Below are 19276 nucleotides of genomic sequence, written 5' to 3' on the forward strand. Positions count from 1 at the left end.
AATAAATAGTAAGCGCAAATTTGAAAACCATCTCTTTTCAAAAAAAATGAAATTGCTTTTTTCTTGCATTTTTTCTACCAAAAAGACGCAATATCAAGAGGTTTCGGTCTTTCGAGAAATTTAATGTTTTATTAAAATTTCTTTTTTGATATGTTCTGTAATATTAAACTTTTAGAAAGGAAAAAATCAAAAATAAAACGGCATAATTTCAATGCTTAAACTTCAGCAGATTTGCAAAATTTACGAAATGTAGAAAGTGATTAAAAATACGTTTCTAAAGAAAAATCTTTCACGAATTATGAAAAAAGCGGCAATTTGCCGCTTTTTTAGTTGATGAAAATCTAATTTTTAATTAATAATGACCTTTTTAAAAGCTATTTTTTCTCCTTTTATAATTTTAATAATATAGATTCCAGTTGGAAGATTACGTACAGAAACTTCTGGGAAAGTTGTGTTTTGTTTTTCGAATACTTTCTGACCAGAAAATGAAAAAATTTCAACTGAATAAGGATTATCTACATTGCCTGGATTAATATCGAAATTTCCATTCGAAGGGTTTGGGTAAATTGCAATTTCGTCGGTAATAACTTTTTCTTCGATTTCAGTAGTCTGAACCATTTTGCTGGCTAAATTGTTGCAAGTGTCTTGTGAATAGGAATCCCATTGTGCGCTTAAATTGAATGTCGTGCTAGGAGAAGTCACAGTAGATTTTCTTCTTAACGTAACATCTATGGCAAAATTGGCTGTTCCGCCATTGAAAGTTCCAATGATATCAATTAAAACACCGTTTTTGAATAAACCTACAGCATCATTTCCGTTAAAAGTAAGTTCGGTTGCAGTTGTTGAAATATTAGCAGCACTTGTAGAAAAACAGCTTGATGACATAGAACTGTTTACAATTACAAATTTACTTCCAGTTGCTAAAGTGCCGCTTAAAGCTAATCCTGTGCTCCAAGAGCCCGCTCCGTTTGTTTGTTTTTTAATTGTATAAGCCGATAAATTAACAGAAGCTCCTGTATTGTTTGCAATTTCTAAAGCTTTATTGTTTCCAGAACCTTCAATGTATTCAGAGAAAAGTAGGTCGGTTGCTGTTCCTGTTCCGCCGCTGTTGGTTGTAACTGAAATGGTATTGCTTGATGCAGAAGCATTTCCAGCAGCATCTTTTGCTTTCACATAAATAGAATAAACCGTCGAAGCCGTCAAACCTGTAATTGTTGCGGTTGTACTAGAAACCGTTGTTTTTAAAACACTATTGGCATAAATATCATAACCTGTAACGGCTACATTGTCTGTAGAAGCTGTCCACGAAAGTGAAATTGAAGTTGCTGTTGTAGATGTCGAAGCCAAGCTTGTTGGTGCGGTCGGAGCTTGTGTATCTCCAGAAGGTGTTCCGCCCCAAATTTGATTGACATATTCTGGATGATCAATAAACGGATTTCTATTATTTTGTCTTGCATAAACGGCATTGTTTCTAGCAATTTCTCTTGCGCTCACAGGATCTTGCGCGTGCCAAGCCAAAAGCATATTCAAAAAAGCTGTTGTGAAAACTTGGTTGCTTGTACCATTAAACATAGCATAAGAATAACCCGCAACAGTATTTTCGTATCGTGTTGCAAAGTAGAAATACATTCTAGCAATATCACCTTTAAAATCATTGATTGGTTCGAAAACTGTTCCTGAATATCCAGAAACGGCACTTGATCCTAATTTGCTTCCGTTTTGTGAAGTGTAGGTTGCAGAGCTTACATTTCCGTGCGGATAATTAGAACGAATTCCATTTACTTTTCCATCTGTTGGAGTTATGAAATGAGCATCGGCAACCATTGGCGACTGTTCATTAAAAACCGATTGCGGAATAATGTGTTCTCTATTGTAGCAATCGCCTTCAACAGAATAACTTCCGCATCTTTGAGTGGTTCCCGTTGTGTAAGTGTATGGATCTGTTCCTGATGGATTTTCAGAATACATATCTAATATGGTTCCGTCGTTTTCATAGAAATTATCAACATCAGAAGTTTGATAAGTGGTGTACAATCCAGCATAACCGTTATCGGTATGGCCTTTTATAATATTATACAATTGAGTTTTTAAAGTGTAGCCCGTTCCCGTTGCAGTGCTGTAATATCCTGACGGAATTTGGGCAAAACCAATTGCAGTAAATATCAATAACAGTAAAAAGTAGTTTTTTTTCATAATTAATAGTTTTAAGATTTGGTTGAGAAAACTATTTTAAAAACTTGATTATTAAGTTTTTAAAAATATGTTGTAGCAAATCTACTACTTTTATGAATGCGTTGCGTTAAGTGATGTTTAATTTTGGATATATTTTCTTACGAGGTGTTTTTTGCCACGAAGGCACTAAGGCGCAAAGTTTTTTTTAAGGCAATCATTGATTGCATCCTGTTTGTCATTTCGACGAAGGAGAAATCTTCGCAAGTAACTCCGTAACGAAAATCCAATCTTTGTCGAGCTTCTAGTGGAGATTTCTCCTTCGTCGAAATGACAAAAATGAGAAAATATCTTTGCGACTTCGCGACTTTGCGAGATTAAAAACTTTGTGTCTTAGTGCCTTCGTGGCAAAACCATTATTTAGGGAAATCCTGACTCTGATAAGCACCCAAATCTGGAGGAGAAGTTCTCGTAATTCCTAAAATGTCTGTCGGAATTATATAGGCCTGATTCCCTTTCGCGAAAGCGGAAGATGTTTTATCGATATTGAATTTATTCTGAGAAACATTATAAAACTTCGGATTTTCATTCAGAATAATGTTGTTATAATGTTGAGTATCGGTTTTGAATTGATAATCAGGATTTGTTGTCGAACTGCTGAATTTTAAAAGACAATTGTTTAATTGGTAAACAAATGGCACATTGGTATTTTTACTCAAATTAAATTCGTTGGTATTTGAACCGTAAATAATGCAATTGTTAAAAGTTGCCTGAGTAAGCGGATTTGTTTCTGGAGTTGCTCCAGCCAAAGAATTGCTTAAGCTCACAGAAAATTGTGAAGGTGTAGGCCAGCTGTTGTTGAAAGTGCAATGTGTAAATTTATAATTTCCGCCATAAACGCATGATAGACTGGATAATCCAGCATAATTAATCACTAGATTTTCTCCAATAATTTGTGCGTTTTGAGCTAAAATTCCGTACTCGGCGCAATTGTAAATTTGTGAATTTTTGATTTCGATAGTATTAGATGAACTTCTAAAATCTAAACCAATAATAGCATTTTTTAATGTCAAATGATTAATTGAATGATTGGCGCTTCCTTTTTCAAAAATAACCGATTTCCATTGTCCAGGAATATCAGAGTAAAGCGATTCTAAACGATTGCCTTCAAAAACAACTTCGTTTTCTAGTTTGTCTGTTGTAGAAGTTGTTCCATTGATTTCGAGAGAAGCGTTCTTGCCAACATACAGACCAGAATTAGCGTGAAAATGAACTCTTGCGCCAGCTTCAAAAATCACGGTTTTATCTTCAGGAACTCCTGCATAACCATAAATTACATACGGTTTGTCATTTGTAAAAAGAAGCTCATTTCCGTTTGTAGGATCACTTTCGTTTAAATAAAATCCGTCAACATCTTTGCCGTCAATTTTAATTTTTTCTTTCGTTCCATCAGCATTTTGATTTGGATATAAAAAAACAGCATCTTGAATTAAAGTTACCAGCGCCACTTCTTGCAAATTAGCACCGCTGTCAAATTGGATTTCGTCAGTATATAAAAAATCTGAAGGATTTGCATCTGTAATATCAGCTGTGGTTTCTATAAAAATGTATAAACTGTCTTTTGCTAAAAGCGTAACATTTTGAAAAACTTTCCCGTTGTTGCCCGTCATTCCGTCAACAGTCATTCTGTATTTAGAATTCAATCCTTTTTTGAATTGCACAATCGGAATCGAAATGTCATTTTTACTCTGGTTGTACACTTTTAATTGATAGGTACTTGAGCCTATATTTTTAAAAACAGTATCTAAATAAACGGTGTCTTTTGAAAATTTCAAATCTCCAGAACTGGCAACAGTATCAAAATCAGTTCGGCAGGAACTAAAAGTTATAATTATTCCGAAAATGAAGAGTGCAAAGTATTGACGCATTTAAATAGTTTTTTTGCCACAGATTAAGAGGATTAAAATGATTTTGCACAATGCAGAAAAAATAATCTGTGTAAATCTGTGTAATCTGTGGCAAAAGAAAAAATATTCTGAAGCCAAAGATTGGTTTTGATTGTTTCTGTAAAAATAACAAAAAACCTACAGGTTTGAAGTTGATTTTTAATTTTAGAATCCGATTTTTCGATTTGTGTCTTATCTTTCTTTAATTTTACGTTTTTAAAGTTTATTTTAATGAATTATACAAAAGAGCAGATTTTAGCGCGCTGTAATGAGTTTTCTAAAAACACATTAATGGAAACGCTGAAAATTGAATATATCGACGCCGGAGAAGATTTTTTAACCGCAAAAATGCCTGTAAATCCAAGCGTTCATCAACCAATGGGATTATTGCACGGAGGCGCTTCTGTAGCTTTAGCAGAAAGTGTTGGAAGTGCAGCTTCTTTCTTTTTTATCAATCCGAAAGAACAGGAGGTAAGAGGCATTGAAATCTCGGCAAATCATCTAAAAAGTATTCGTGAAGGTTATGTTTTTGGCACTGCCAGAATTATTCACAAAGGAAGAAGCCTTCATCTTTGGGAAATTAAAATTACAGATGAAGAAGGTAATTTGGTTTCGCTTTGCAAATTGACGAATATGGTTTTGGATAGAAAGAAAATTTAATTCTATGGAATTAAAAGAAACAATAAAAATTGAGACCTCTGAGATTTCTAAAGACTTTAGAAATCATTTAAGTTTTGAACATAATAAACGAATACTTTTTTCAGGGCCATTTGGAACGGGTAAATCTACTTTTTTAAATGAGTTTTCTACTGAGCAAAATGATGATTTTTTTTACTTAAAAATATTTCCGGTTAATTATTCAGTTTCTTCAAATGAAGATGTTTTTGAATTGATAAAATTTGATTTGTTATTTCAATTAATAGGGAGATATTATGAAGAAATTAAATTAGAAAAGGAAGATTTTACTTTATTGCTAAAAAGTCAAATGTTTATTATGGAGCGTATGAAGGTCATGCCTCTTTTATATGCAATATTGGGTTTTAGTGAAAAAATTGGAACTCCGATAGTTGATTTTATTAAGGCTTTGGAAAAAACATTTGGTGATTTTGAAAAGTTTAATGAAGAAATTAGTCGTAATGAAGAAGATGAGATTTATACATTTTTAAAATCAATTGAAAATAGAAAAGGAAATCAGCATGAAATGGACGCGATTTCTGAATTAATATTTGATTTAATTGAAAGAGTCAGAAATGAAAATGAAAAGTCTGCGGTACTAATTATAGATGATTTGGATCGCTTAGATCCGGATCATGTTTTTAGGATATTCAATATTTTCAGCGCTCATCATGAAGAAATAAATGATAGAAACAAATTTGGTTTTGAGAAAGTAATTTTTGTTTGTGATATAGAAAATATTCGAAAAATATTCCATCACAAATATGGATTTGATGTGGATTTTTCGGGTTATATAGATAAATTTTATTCTATTTCTCCATTTGATTTCGATAATCGTACTTATGTCAAAGAAAAAATCGAAAATTTATTATATACTTTTCAATTTAGTTCTACATTAAATTATTATGAATTTAGTAAAAATGAAAATTTTCTTAATTGTACAAAGGCAATAGTGCAATCGTTAATCGATTCAAAACAACTTAATCTGCGTATGATATTGAATTATCCTATTTTGTTTATTCCTAATTTTCATTTTGCAAATAGACAGAGACTTTCAGATACTCCAATCATTGTTTTGTTTTATCTTCTTAGAAATTTTTATGGATCATTTGAAATTTTGTCCCTCAAGCTTAAAAACTTATCAGAATTGTTTGATTCAGATAGTTTTAGGTCTGATCACAGATATAAATACGCAGTTAGAGATGATTATGATATAGCAGCATTGTTTTCATACTGTTTGACTTTTTTAGTTCCAGAAAATTCTGTCAATAAGGATACAGAAGATATTCAAACATTCTATTCTGAAACATATAATTGCACATTTCATTACAATTATTCTAGATTTTCAAGAGTTAAAAATTTCATTCAAGCAACGAAAGGGCAAGTTTTAATATCGGATGAAAAGTTAGAATTAAATCCATACAAGATCTTTTTTGATATTTTTAATATTTGTAAAAATAAAGGCCTTTTGATATAGATTATGATGGAACAAAGCAACAAGTAAAACTAATAATGAACAATTTTTTCTTAAAAATTAAAAATCATAAAGAACAAAATCTACCTTTTGTACTTTACTCAAAACCCAATTCAGAAAATTATGTTGGGATTTTACAGCAAAATAATAATTTAAATACGGTTTCTGATTACAGTGAAAAAGGATTTGTTTTTGCTTCTTTTGATGAAAAACAAATAATCCTGATTCCAGAAAACGAATCTGAAATTATTACTGCCAAAAAAGAATCAACTTCATTTGAACCAATCGAAATTGATGATTTGAGTTTTGATCAAGAAGCCAAATTTCAATATGAATATTTAGTTGCACAGGGAATTCAAGCTATTAAAAATGAAGAATTCAAAAAAGTGGTTTTATCACGAAGTGAAGAAGTGCCTTTATCTGAATTTGATTTTATTGAAATTTTTCAGCACTTGGTTCAGCTATATCCTGCAACTTTCTGTTATTGTTTTTTTCACCCGAAAATCGGACTTTGGATGGGAGCAACGCCAGAAAAACTGCTAAAAGCTAACGGAAATGTTTTTGAAACGATGGCTTTAGCAGGAACGCAAAAAGATAATCAGGAAACCGAAATTGTTTGGCAGCAAAAAGAAAAAGACGAGCAGCAATTTGTGACTGATTTTATTGTGAAAAGGCTTCGAGAATTTACCGCTTCGGTTGTAGTTTCTGAACCTTACAGTTTAAAGGCGGGATCGATTTGGCATATTAAAACGGATATTTCAGGTGTTTTAAAAGATAATTCAACTTTAGAAGAAGTAATTGATACTTTGCATCCTACTCCAGCCGTTTGCGGACTTCCGAAAAAGAAATCGAAAGCCTTTATTTTGGAAAATGAAAATTACGATAGAACTTTTTACACAGGTTTTTTAGGTGAATTAAACAGCACATTTGCAGGAAATAATTCAAGTTCTGATTTATTTGTAAATTTACGATGCATGCAGATTCAGGAAAATAAAGCCATTCTGTATATGGGCTGCGGTATTACAAAAGAAAGCATTCCCGAAAAAGAATGGGAAGAAAGCGTGAATAAATCAATGACGATGAAAAGAGTCTTGAGAGTTATGAGTTATGAGTTATGAGTTTTCAGCTGTGTGTCTCCTCTGAGCGAAGTGGGAATTCACATGTCACCCTGAGCGGAGTCGAAGGGCACAAAGAGCTTCGACTCCGCTCAGCCTGACAACTTGAAAACAGTCTAAAACCTGAAACCTGAAACAAAACAAACAAAAACAAAAATGAAATTAGACATATTAGCCTTTGGCGCACATCCAGACGACGTAGAATTAGGTTGTGCTGGAACAATTTTAAAAGAAGTATCACTTGGTAAAAAAGTGGGTATTGTAGATTTAACTCGTGGTGAGTTGGGAACTCGTGGAACTGCGGAAATTAGAGATCAGGAAGCAAAAGATGCTGCTAAGATTTTAGGAGTTCTAGTGCGAGAAAATTTATGCATGCGTGATGGTTTTTTTGTAAATGACGAAAAGCATCAATTAGAAGTCATTAAAATGATTCGTAAATATAAACCTGAGATTGTTTTATGCAATGCAATTGACGATCGCCACATTGATCACGGAAGAGGAAGCAAACTCGTTTCTGATGCTTGTTTTCTTTCGGGTTTAATGAAAATCGAAACTTCATTAGATGGAAAGGCACAAGAAGCTTGGAGGCCAAAAGTAGTGTATCATTATATTCAATGGAAAAACATTACGCCAGACTTCGTTGTGGATATAACAGGATTCGAAGAAAAAAAGGTAGAAGCAATTATGGCTTACAAAACTCAATTTTATGATCCAAATTCGAATGAACCAGCAACGCCAATTACAAGTAAAAACTTTTTTGAAAGCCTAAATTATCGTGCGCAAGACTTAGGAAGACTAGTTGGGAAAGATTTTGCAGAAGGTTTTACAGTTGAAAGATGTTTGGCTGTCAATAGCTTAGAAAATTTGATGTAATTTTTATAAAAATTTTTCATTTTTTTCTTTGCAGAACTCAACCTTTGTTCTATATTTGCACTCGCTAAGCAGAAAAATGGTGGTTGTAGCTCAGCTGGTTAGAGTAGCGGTTTGTGGTGCCGCGGGTCGCCGGTTCGAACCCGGTCAGCCACCCAGATAGAAAGCCTTGAAGAAATTCAAGGCTTTTTTTGTGCGTTTAATTTTGTGAACCATATAAGGTATGTAAGATCATTTTAGAGCAAGACTGGAAATTTTAAGTTTAAAAAGAGGAAGGCTTCAAAATTTTTTAATATCTAAAATTACGATACATTTTAATTCCAAAATCTAAATTTCAAATATAGTCTGTGGTTTCAACCACGGGAACGTTCGCATATGTAATGGTATGGATTGCGCAATCGTTGCGTTCCAGCGGTTGAAACCGCTGGCTATATTTTCATATGCTGGTGGATAATTTAAAGGAAAGGAATATGAAATCACTTTTGTGATTTCTGGTTCTTAATGTGATGAGAGATTGGAATTTGGAATTTGGAATTTTAGAATATTGGAAATTAAAAAAGCACAACTGTTAAGTTGTGCTTTTCTTGTGGTTATTATATTTGGTTTATGTATTATCGAATTTCTTCAAATGTAGTACCTTGACTAATATCTCCAGTTTTAAAGCCTTTTTTGAACCAGTACATTCTTTGTTCTGATGTTCCGTGTGTAAAAGAATCAGGAACAACATGTCCTTGCATCTTGCTTTGAATGGCATCATCTCCAACAGCATTTGCTGCGCTTAAAGCTTCTTCAATATCTCCAACATCAAGATTTTTCTGGTTATCATGTGCCCAAACGCCAGCATAAAAATCAGCTTGTAATTCTAAGGCTACAGATAATTTATTGGCTTCGGCGTCGCTTTTTCCCTGCTGCATTTGACGCATTTTAGAAGACGTTCCTAATAAGGTTTGAATATGATGACCAATTTCATGCGCGATAACGTATGCAATCGCAAAATCGCCTCCTTTTGCACCAAATTTGGTTTTTAGTTCTTCAAAAAAAGCCAAGTCCATATATACTTTGCGATCAGCGGGACAGTAAAAAGGTCCAGAGGCAGATGATGCGCCTCCACATGCAGTTTGCGTGGAGTTTTTAAATAAGACTAATTTTGGTTTTTCGTAAGTCATTCCATGTTCTGCGAAAATTTTAGTCCATGTGTCTTCATTATAAGCCAGCATAGTCTTTACAAATGCTCCCATTTCTTCATCTTCCTTACTTAAAGGAGCAGCAGCTTCTGTCTGTTGACCTTGACCGCCTTGCATTTGTTCTAAAATAGGCGCTATTTGCTGACCAGTTTCACCGCCAAAAAGATTAAGCAGTAAAACGATGATTCCGATAACTCCACCGCCAATTATTGCTTTACCTCCGCCGGAAATTGATCTTCTGTCTTCGACATTATCACTTTGTCTTCTGCCTTGCCATTTCATATTGAATTGTTTTTTAACGTTGTACGAATTTATAGATTTTTTATGATAAATTTTAGAGTTAAGACATTTATGTTTAGTTTTCGGACTCAGTTTCACTCTCCGCAAATAGGTGTGGCTGAAAACTGCGACTCCGGCTAAAAACTAAAAATTACCTAGCCATTTAATTAAAGCTTCTTCTACACTTCCTTTCATAATTGGTTTAGAAATGTAATCGTCCATTCCGGCAGAAATACATTTGTTGCGTTCTTCTTTTTCTGCACCTGCGGTAACGGCAATTATTGGAACATCTCGTCCTTTTTTAGTATTTCTGATAGCTTTGGCAGTTTCATAACCATTCATAATGGGCATCTGAATATCCATAAAAATTATGGTTGGATTAATTTGTTCAAATTGCTGAATAGCTTCGTATCCATTTTCGCATTCATAGATATAAGCATTATTGTAAAGGTTTTTTATGATGGTTTTTAGAAGGAGCATATTTACCTTGTTATCTTCAACAATTAAAAAGGTAATATTGTTGCCATTTGTTTCAATTTCCTGGTCATCTAAATCAATGTTTAAACTTTTGAGTTCAGCATTATATTTATCATTAATGCTTTGATTGCTTGTTTTTAAATTTAAATCAAAGAAAAAAGTACTTCCTTCATCAATTTTGCTTTCAAGCTGTAAACGACTTTCCATTAAAGCTAGAAGCTGATTGGATATGGTTAATCCAAGTCCAGTTCCTCCAAATTTCCTTGTAGTAGAACTGTCTTCCTGCGAAAAGGCTTTGAAAATTTTCTGCTGATTTTTTTCTAAAATACCAATTCCGGTGTCAATTACAGCAAAGCGAATTACACAGTTATTGTTATGTTTTTTTTCCAAAACAGAAACATTTAGTTTTATAGAACCTTCAATTGTAAATTTGACCGCATTAGAAAGCAGATTAATTAAAATCTGTTTAAGGCGGACAATATCTGTCCAGATATATTTAGGGACTTCAGGATCTATATTTAACTCGAGTTCGAGATTTTTTTTGTTGGATTCGTAAATAATTAAATCAAAAACTTGTCCTAAGATTTTTTTGAGATCGTATAAATCAATAAAGAGCTCCAATTTTCCAGCCTCAATTTTTGAGAAATCTAAAATGTCATTTATAATTTCAAGAAGAGAATGAGCCGATTGATTAATTGTGGTCATGTATTTTTCTTGAATTTCCTCTAAATCTGTTTTCATTAATAAATGTGTAAAACCAATAATTCCATTTAGAGGAGTTCTGATTTCGTGCGACATATTGGCTAAAAAGTCAGATTTTGATTTGTTTGCTGCTTCGGCCAGCTGTTTGGCTTTTATGGCGTCTTCGATTTCTTTTTTGCTTGTAATGTCAAAATAAATTCCGCCGACAAATTCAATTTCATCATCTCGCTTAATTACATCTCCAAATTCTTCTATCCAAATATATTCTCCGCTTTTGCGCTTAATGCGATACACATTATGCAATGGCATTCCGTTTTGGAGATTATCGATCTGATTGTTAATTACTTCTTCTTTATCTTCAGGATGAATTAACGATAGAAAAGATAAATTATTTTCTATAAATTCAGATTTTGAATATCCTGTAAGGTTTAAAACTTCGTCGTTTAAGAATATTTTGGTCGAAAAAGCATCAAATTTTGATAAATAAACTGTTCCTGGAATGTTATTGGCAATCAGCTTGAATTTTTCTTCGCTTTCAATGATTTTAGTCTCGTTTCGGTTTCTTTCTAATGCAGATGAAATATTATTTGCTAACACCTGAAAAATATTAATTTCGTCTTCAGACCATTTTCTTTCTCTAGTACAGTCGTCAAATCCAATAAAACCGGTAAAAATATCATTAATATAAAGTGGTAAAATTAAGATAGATTGAATTTCATTATCGATTAGAAGTTTTTTGAAAAAGCCTTCATTAAGATTTCGGGTTAACGTATTTAAAATTTTTCTCTGCGCCGCAACATCATAAATCTCTTTTAAATTTTCTTCGGTCATATGGCGTAGAGGCGTTATCTGATGTGTTACACCTTCGCGTGACCACTTGTATTTTTGGCTAACAGTATTGTAAATTGCATCTTTTTCGTAATAATACATATGATCTACTTTGGCCGCTTTTCCAATAATATTATACGTTTCCTCAAACATTTGATGAGTAGTTTTGCTAAGCAGGAATTTTTCTGTGCATAGAGAAAGCGCAGATAAAAGCTGGCTTTTAAGTTCTAACTTTCTTTCGGCCTCTAAACGCATTTGAGATGAAATGGCAAGCGAAATGACATCTGAAATCGTTCTTGCATAATTAATGTCTTCATTATCCCATTCTCGTTTCTGTTCGGTGCTTTCAAAACAAGCTACACCTTCTAATTGCCCTGTTAAAAAAATAGGCACATCTAGCATTGACTTAATGTTGTTTTTTGTAAAGTAGATCTTTTGAAATTCAGATGTTTCCAGTTTATTGAATACGTCTGGAGCATTAATAATTGCTTTGTTGTTTAATGTTTCAAAATAGATAGGATACGACTCTTTGTTTAAAATGTTTTTATCGTTTAAGCTTTGATTGTCAAGACTATAAAGGTTTTTGCAGGTGATTAAATCATTGTCGTATTTCCAAAAACTTACTCTATTTACTTCGCTTATAGAAGCCGCTTCTTTTAGTATTAAATCAATAACTGTATTTAAATCGTCATATTTGCTAAAGTCTGTCGTAGATAATTTTTTGGTTGAGGTATTATAGGCTTCAATTTTTTTAAGACGTCTTTTTTTCTCGTTTTCGATGTTCTTTTTTTCGGTAATATCTCTTGCAATTCCAGAAAAACCAATTGTTAAACCTGAATCATTTTTGCGAACGATAATTTTTTGCGAAATCCATATTTCATCGCCATTTTTCTTTAGAATTGGAATTTCGATAATTGGATAATTGTTTTCATTAATCACTAGATTTTCGTAGAAATCTACGGCACTAGTGATGTAATGTTCATGAATGAAATTGGAATAATGTTTTTTAATGATTTCATTTTCGGTATAGCCAAGAGTAGCAAATCCAAATTCATTTATAAAAGTAAAATAACCTTCGGCATCAATTTCAAAAATGATGTCGGTTGCAGTCTGAATTAAGTTTTTGTATTGATCCTGAACGATAACCTGTTCTGTAACATCCTGCCCGATACTGATGATTAAATTGTCTGAGAACTTTTTATCTTTCCATTGAATGTATTTATATTCACCATTTCCGGCTTTTAATTTTCTAATGTAAAGCTTGTTATCTGGATTTTCAGCAGGATTTAATTTTCTAAAAAAATCGGAATCTTCAGTTAGTTCCCAAAATTTTAATCCCATTACCTCGTCAGGCAGATATCCTAAAATAGGGGTTATGGTTTCGCTGCAAAAAAGAATTTCTCCTTTTTGATTGGATGCGATCGTAAGGGAATTTCCCTTATGTACAATTTCATTTGCAAATCTAAAATTGTCTCGATTGTTTAATAAAACAGCATATTTTACTTGATTAATAATGAAAATCAAAATGCAGAAATTAAGCAGTAAAATAGAAGATTTTATTGGAATAAGATGAAATGCTAAGGTGGCAATTAAGAAGCTAAATGTTAAACCAACAAAAAGCCAGTAGATTTTTATGGGTTTAAGGATGTTGTAAGAAAAGAAAAAAGAAATCAGGAAGACAATGATTGGTACAACATCATTTGTTAAAGTGACAATATTGTAAGCGACATAACTGATATAAATGAAAAAACAAGAAATAAAAATCTGCTGGATTTTATCTCTCATCCATTTGATTTTGTCTATTATCATGTAAATAACTAGAACAAAAACACCAATTAGGACATTTACAAGCAATAGGCTTTTTGGCCTAATCTTGAATATTTCATTTATGATTTCGATAAGAATTACTGCAATACCAAAAAATAGAATATAAAGCTGGTACTCTTTACTAACCGTATCTTGCTCTTTCTTCTTTTCGATGAAATATCCAATTTTTGCTTTGATTCTGAAAAACTGATAAATGAGAAGCGAAAGAAAGGCAAAAAGCGATAATCCTAAAACAGCAAGTTTATGATTATTGTAGTAAATGATATCGGAATTGAATACATACCATCCAGTCATAATTGATTCGAAGGCGCTTCCGGTAGCGGAAATTCCTGAAATAACCGAATTGAAAAAACTACAGTTTGCGGCCATAGAATTTGGGGTATGTTGGTTAAGTAAATAGCGTTTTGAAAATTCTTAAAAAGAAGTGGTTAGGTTCTCTGCAATTAAGAATTTTCTATTTTAATCTACATTGTATTTTCCAATTGAATCAATTGAATCATCTTCTTCAGATTGTGTTCCAAAAATCGCAAAATAGGTTGCATAAATCATAGAGCTGTTAAAAACAACTGTAAAAATGATTCCGACACAACAGCCGATAAAACCAACCATTGAACCAATAAAACCTATGATAAAAAAGGCAAATATGTTTAGCGGATTTTTAGTAACGATAATAATGCTAGATTTTATAGCGTCAATTGCACTAAGATTTCCAAAAACAATTAATGGAATTGATAAGTACATGAAGTAGGAAACGGTAAATGAAATTATGTTTCCAACAAATAAAACTCCTGAACTTTCCACTAAATTAGCAAGAGCTGTTCCTAGCAAGGCAGGAATAAAAGCAGCCACAAAAATTTGTCCAAAGTACGGGGTTTTATAATAAGTAAAAATAGTTGAAACATTAAATTCTACATCTTTATCTGCTGAATCTGCCATTTTAAGAAAACCTGCGCCAAAAGGAGCTGTAATTCCTGCAACTACAGAGACAGCAACGGTTTGTATAACAAGTTCGATAGCAGTGAATTGTTGATTTTCTAGGTTCTCGATGAAATCTCTTGATATGGCTTGTGCTCCAAAATAAGCAATCATTATACCCATAAAAGCCATAGCGGCAATAATCGAAAATACTAAGATGATAAGCCCTGAGTACAGTGCTATTTTTTTATAGTTTTCGAAAGCGTGATTAAAAACTGTAGCAAAATCAAGGGAATAGCCATTTTTCTTAATGTCCTCAATTTGGTTAAGTGTAGATTTCATTTTTATGTAAAATTGTTTTATAGACTTGTAATATTTGAAAGGTATCTTGACGTAAATATAATATTTTTAATCAATTCCGTATAAAAATCTACAAAACATTCCGAAATGTTTTTAACTGAATTTATAGCCAGTCTAAAATACGTTTTATGGAAGCCAATTTATCTTTGTAAGGCGCGTAGCGCATAGGAAGATCGAGCCAATTTCCTTTTTTGACAATTGCTTTATGATGAGAGAATGTATCGAAGCTTCGTTTACCATGATAAGCGCCGATCCCGCTATGGCCAACACCGCCAAAAGGCAGTCTGTTATTAGAAAAATGAACAACAGTATCGTTGATGCATCCGCCTCCAAAGGAGTATTTCGAAATTAATTTCTTTGTAAACGAATTATTTTCGCTAAAAATATAAAATGAAAGAGGTTTCTCATAACGGCTAACGATCTTATGAATGTCGCTTTCATTTTCGTAAACCAAAATAGGCAAAATAGGACCAAAAATTTCTTCTTTCATAACTGGGCTGTCCAAATCCGGTTCTTCAAGAAGTGTTGGTGAAATATAGAGTTTGTTGGCGTCACTTTCTCCTCCAAACAAAACATGCTCATCCTGAATCATACTGGTTAATCTGTACCAGTTTTTTGTGTTTATAATTCGAGCAAAGTCAGGAGATTTATCAATTTTCTTTCCGTAAGCTTTAATGATTTCTTCAATTAAATAAGAAATAAAATTGACCTTCATGTTTTTCTGAATCAGAATGTAATCGGGCGCAATGCAAGTCTGCCCAGCATTAATAAATTTTCCCCAGACTATTCGTTTTGCAGCTAGTTTTAAATTGGCAGTTTCATCAACAATGCAAGGATTTTTTCCTCCCAATTCGAGAGTCACGGGAGTTAAATTTTCCGCAGCAGCTTTCGCAACAATTTTTCCGACAGCAACACTTCCTGTAAAAAAGATATAATCCCAGCGTTGTGCCAGCAGTTTGTTAGAAACTTCAATACCGCCTTCGTAAACTTCAACATGATTCACATGAAATGTTTTTTCTATAATTTTAGCAATTATAGCTGAGGTGTGTGGTGTAAGTTCCGATGGTTTTAAAACCACCCTGTTTCCGGCAGCAACTGCAGCAATAAGAGGGCATAAAGCAAGCTGAAAAGGATAATTCCAAGGAGCAATGATCAATACCTCTCCATATGGTTCTTTATAAATGTAATCGCTAGAAGGGAAGTTGAGAAGTGATGGAAAAACGCGTTCAGGTTTTGCCCATTTATTAATGTTTTTGATAACATCTTTCAGTTCTGAAATGACATAATTGGTTTCGGTCAAAACAGCCTCGAACTCTGGTTTTTTAAAGTCGTCGTATAAAGATTTTACGATTAAATCTTCACTTTTCTGAATATTATACAATAACTTTTTTAGAGTTTCCTTTCGATATCCGATGTTACTTTTATAATCCATTTTCCGATTAACTTGAATTTTCTCTCTGCAAGTTAATTTATAAAATTTAAAATTTTAACAAATAAATCATAAAAATCATACAGCGTTCCAAATAGGATCGTCAGGAGTAGGGGCGATAATGGTAATATTTTCTTTAGAAACAGGATGTACAAAAGTTAGTTTTCTAGCATGAAGATGAATTCCTCCATCAGGATTGCTTCGGTCTGCGCCATATTTTAAATCTCCTTTTATGGGCGAACCAATGGCACTCAACTGAGCACGAATCTGATGATGACGACCTGTATGCAAATTGATTTCCAGCGCCGTATAATTTTGAAGTTCTTTAATTATGGTATAATCTAAACTAGCTAATTTGCTATCAGGAACTTCTTTTGAATGCGCTTTTGAAGTGTTATTTTTTTCGTTTCTTTTTAAATAATGAACCAATTTTGCTTTCGCTTCTTTTGGTTTATTTTTGACAACCGCCCAATATGTTTTTTTAGTCTCTCGATTGCTAAACAATTCATTCATTCGAGACAAAGCTTTGCTAGTTCGAGCAAAAACCACAATTCCGGTTGTAGGACGGTCCAAACGGTGAATTACACCCAAGAAAACATCTCCAGGTTTGTTGTATTTTTCTTTAATATATTCCCTCACAACATCAGACAAAGGTTTGTCGCCCGTTTTATCGCCTTGCACAATATCGCCTACACGCTTATTAACCACAATGATGTGATTGTCTTCGTGTAAAATTTGCAAATTGTCTTTGGTAGAAATAATTTTCATTTTGACCTACAATTTAAATTGAAAAAAGTTTGGCTAAAGCCTAATGGGACTTTAAAAATAAACCTCCAGTTAAAACTGGAGGCTATTTAGTTTTATTTTTTTGAAAACCCTTGAACCTTTGTCACTTTGCTTCTTTGCACCTAAAAACTCAGTTTCTTAGAATCTTAGCAACTTAGAACCTCAAAAATTAATATTGTTCACTAGCATTCGGAAAATCACTAGACTTAACATCTGCAGCATATTGGCTGATTGCTTTTGTCATTTCTTCGTAAAGATTTAAGTAACGACGCAAGAAACGCGGACTGAATTCATTATTCATTCCTAACATATCATGAATTACCAAAACTTGACCGTCGACACCGCCTCCAGCACCAATCCCGATAACAGGAATAGAAATACTGTCTGCTACTTTTTTAGCAAGAGCTGCTGGGATTTTTTCCAAAACGACAGCAAAACATCCTACTTTTTCAAGCATTTGAGCATCTTCAATTAATTTCTCAGCTTCTTCTTCTTCTTTAGCGCGAACAGTATAAGTCCCGAATTTATAGATAGATTGAGGAGTTAATCCCAAATGTCCCATAACTGGAATTCCGGCATTTAATATTTTTTTGATAGACTCTTTAATTTCTTTTCCGCCTTCCAATTTCACAGCATGCGCACCACTTTCTTTCATGATTCTGATAGAAGAACGTAAAGCTTCTTTTGAATCTGACTGATAACTTCCGAAAGGCAAGTCAACTACAACCAAACCTCTTTCTACAGCGCGAACTACAGAAGAAGCATGATAAATCATCTGATCTAAAGTAATAGGCAGAGTAGTTTCGTGACCAGCCATTACGTTTGATGCCGAATCACCAACTAAAATTACGTCGACACCAGCGGTATCAACAATTTTCGCCATTGTATAATCATACGCAGTCAGCATAGAGATTTTTTCTCCATTGCTTTTCATTTCAATTAATGACTTTGTTGTGATTCTTTTATAATCTTTTTTTGCTACTGACATTTTATTGTTTTTTGATAATGTAAAAGTATTGAATAATTGTAAAATGGGAATCAGCAATAATAGAATATTTCGACAGAAAGTAGTTTTCCGTCTTTAAATTCTAATCGGAATTGACTGTCTTCCATTATGATACTGTAAATATGTGGCGATTTTAGAGAAGCTTCAATATAAGTTCCATATTTTTCAATGAAAGCTTTTTCAGACAGCGTATGATCTAAAATAGCGTTTTGATTTATAATAAATTTGTTGTTTTCGTTGATAAAAACTTTAATGATTTCTCCTTGATTTTGTTTTTCATCAACAGAAACTTCCAAATCTGGATAGTAATAGAATAAGTCACTTAAGTAAATGCCACATTCGTCTGAAATCTGAGCTTTTTTAGTTGGATTTCCCATGGTTTTAATCAAATCAGTTTTAGAAATAGTAACCGATTTTGTTTTAAAACCTTTTAAAGAATAATGAGATTTTTGAGTAAATGCGATAATCTGTTCTGATAATTTATGATTCGCTAGGGCTTTGGCTAAAGCCATATTTAATTCCGTTTCTGCTAATAATTTTGGGTCGTTGATTTGCTTTACAACTTCGTAATATCGCTGATATGCCGGAATTAATTTATCGTAGTCGCTGTTCCAAGCCAGTTCGACAATTCTTTCACTAAGAGTTTTACGATCGTTCAGAGCATTTACGTCCAGTTTATCTAAATCTTTCAATAAAGCATCAAAGTTTGGTCTAGGGCCAAGAAATTTTCTCAGTGTATATTTAGAATATTCTTCGTTAAAGCTTCCGCTGATATTTACCCATTCATCAGGATTTACCGGAAGATAATTTACTGCAACAGGATCTCCTGTAAATAAAATTTCTCTGATTTTTGAACTTTTATCGGGCAAAGCTCTTGCTTTCAGTCCAGCGGCAAGAACAAAAAGATGATTGCCACCGTAGTAAGCATCACCTCCTTCCAAAATAGGGTTTTTAGGATCTTTAATTTTTACATCTTTTGCATTCAGGCTTTTTGCTATATATTTTTCTTGCATATAACCTTCGTTCAAATTATCGGCTTGTATTCTGTACCAGCCATTTTGATTTTCAGATAATAAGCGAACTTCAGCTCCATATTTAAAATACCCTAAAAAATCGGCAGATGCATTCGGAGAAATAAATAATCTTGTATCAGAATTTAAAAAATAACGTTCTTGCGAATGAAGTAAAATAGAACAGAAAAAAAGTAAGAAGTAAAGTTTTTTCATAAAGTTGA

General features: G+C 33.0%; 13 protein-coding genes and 1 tRNA gene. 5 read left to right on the top strand and 9 right to left on the bottom strand.

Annotated features, from left to right (window positions below; genetic code table 11):
* Positions 1 to 348 precede the first annotated feature (348 nt).
* Both NU08_RS01890 and NU08_RS01895 read right to left on the bottom strand, forming a co-directional pair.
* Complete coding sequence (locus tag NU08_RS01890) at positions 349 to 2193, bottom strand: endonuclease (protein ID WP_129745600.1); 1845 nt, start codon at positions 2191 to 2193, stop codon at positions 349 to 351.
* A gap of 392 nt (positions 2194 to 2585) precedes the next feature.
* Positions 2586 to 4097: a hypothetical protein gene (locus NU08_RS01895; RefSeq protein ID WP_129745601.1), complete on the bottom strand. Its 1512-nt coding sequence runs from the start codon at positions 4095 to 4097 to the stop codon at positions 2586 to 2588.
* Between the two features lie 249 nt (positions 4098 to 4346).
* Here NU08_RS01895 and NU08_RS01900 point away from each other — a divergent pair, with 249 nt between their 5' ends.
* The 5 genes from NU08_RS01900 (at position 4347) to NU08_RS01920 (ending at position 8405) form a co-directional block, all read left to right on the top strand.
* A complete protein-coding gene (locus NU08_RS01900) occupies positions 4347 to 4775 on the top strand; it encodes a PaaI family thioesterase (RefSeq protein WP_115888671.1) in 429 nt (142 codons plus the stop codon).
* Between the two features lie 4 nt (positions 4776 to 4779).
* On the top strand, positions 4780 to 6267 hold the full coding sequence (locus NU08_RS01905; RefSeq protein ID WP_129745602.1) for a P-loop NTPase fold protein: 1488 nt from the start codon (positions 4780 to 4782) through the stop codon (positions 6265 to 6267).
* A 35-nt stretch (positions 6268 to 6302) separates the two neighbouring features.
* Positions 6303 to 7382, top strand: a complete 1080-nt coding sequence (locus NU08_RS01910) for a chorismate-binding protein (protein ID WP_129745603.1) — start codon at positions 6303 to 6305, stop codon at positions 7380 to 7382.
* A gap of 153 nt (positions 7383 to 7535) precedes the next feature.
* Positions 7536 to 8252, top strand: a complete 717-nt coding sequence (gene bshB1 / locus NU08_RS01915) for a bacillithiol biosynthesis deacetylase BshB1 (protein WP_129745604.1) — start codon at positions 7536 to 7538, stop codon at positions 8250 to 8252.
* 79 nt (positions 8253 to 8331) lie between these two features.
* Positions 8332 to 8405, top strand: a tRNA-His gene (locus tag NU08_RS01920).
* A gap of 455 nt (positions 8406 to 8860) precedes the next feature.
* On the opposite strand, the gene NU08_RS01925 is transcribed toward NU08_RS01920, so the two are convergent.
* The 7 genes from NU08_RS01925 to NU08_RS01955 all read right to left on the bottom strand — a co-directional run bounded on the left by NU08_RS01925 (position 8861) and on the right by NU08_RS01955 (position 19268).
* A complete protein-coding gene (locus NU08_RS01925; RefSeq protein ID WP_129745605.1) occupies positions 8861 to 9715 on the bottom strand; it encodes a neutral zinc metallopeptidase in 855 nt (284 codons plus the stop codon).
* 141 nt (positions 9716 to 9856) lie between these two features.
* Complete coding sequence (locus NU08_RS01930) at positions 9857 to 13915, bottom strand: PAS domain S-box protein (protein WP_129745606.1); 4059 nt, start codon at positions 13913 to 13915, stop codon at positions 9857 to 9859.
* Between the two features lie 90 nt (positions 13916 to 14005).
* Complete coding sequence (locus NU08_RS01935) at positions 14006 to 14803, bottom strand: hypothetical protein (RefSeq protein ID WP_129745607.1); 798 nt, start codon at positions 14801 to 14803, stop codon at positions 14006 to 14008.
* Positions 14804 to 14924: 121 nt separating this feature from the next.
* Entirely contained in the window at positions 14925 to 16253 is a 1329-nt protein-coding gene (locus NU08_RS01940; protein WP_129745608.1) for an aldehyde dehydrogenase, read from the bottom strand.
* A 75-nt stretch (positions 16254 to 16328) separates the two neighbouring features.
* Positions 16329 to 17018, bottom strand: coding sequence for an RluA family pseudouridine synthase (locus tag NU08_RS01945; RefSeq protein ID WP_129745609.1), 690 nt, complete (start codon positions 17016 to 17018; stop codon positions 16329 to 16331).
* 187 nt (positions 17019 to 17205) lie between these two features.
* Positions 17206 to 18024: a 3-methyl-2-oxobutanoate hydroxymethyltransferase gene (gene panB / locus NU08_RS01950; RefSeq protein WP_066033997.1), complete on the bottom strand. Its 819-nt coding sequence runs from the start codon at positions 18022 to 18024 to the stop codon at positions 17206 to 17208.
* 50 nt (positions 18025 to 18074) lie between these two features.
* Complete coding sequence (locus NU08_RS01955) at positions 18075 to 19268, bottom strand: SH3 domain-containing protein (RefSeq protein ID WP_129745610.1); 1194 nt, start codon at positions 19266 to 19268, stop codon at positions 18075 to 18077.
* Positions 19269 to 19276 lie beyond the last annotated feature (8 nt).

Origin of the sequence: Flavobacterium anhuiense (genome assembly GCF_004151235.1) — a bacterium.
Lineage (GTDB): Bacteria > Bacteroidota > Bacteroidia > Flavobacteriales > Flavobacteriaceae > Flavobacterium > Flavobacterium anhuiense_A.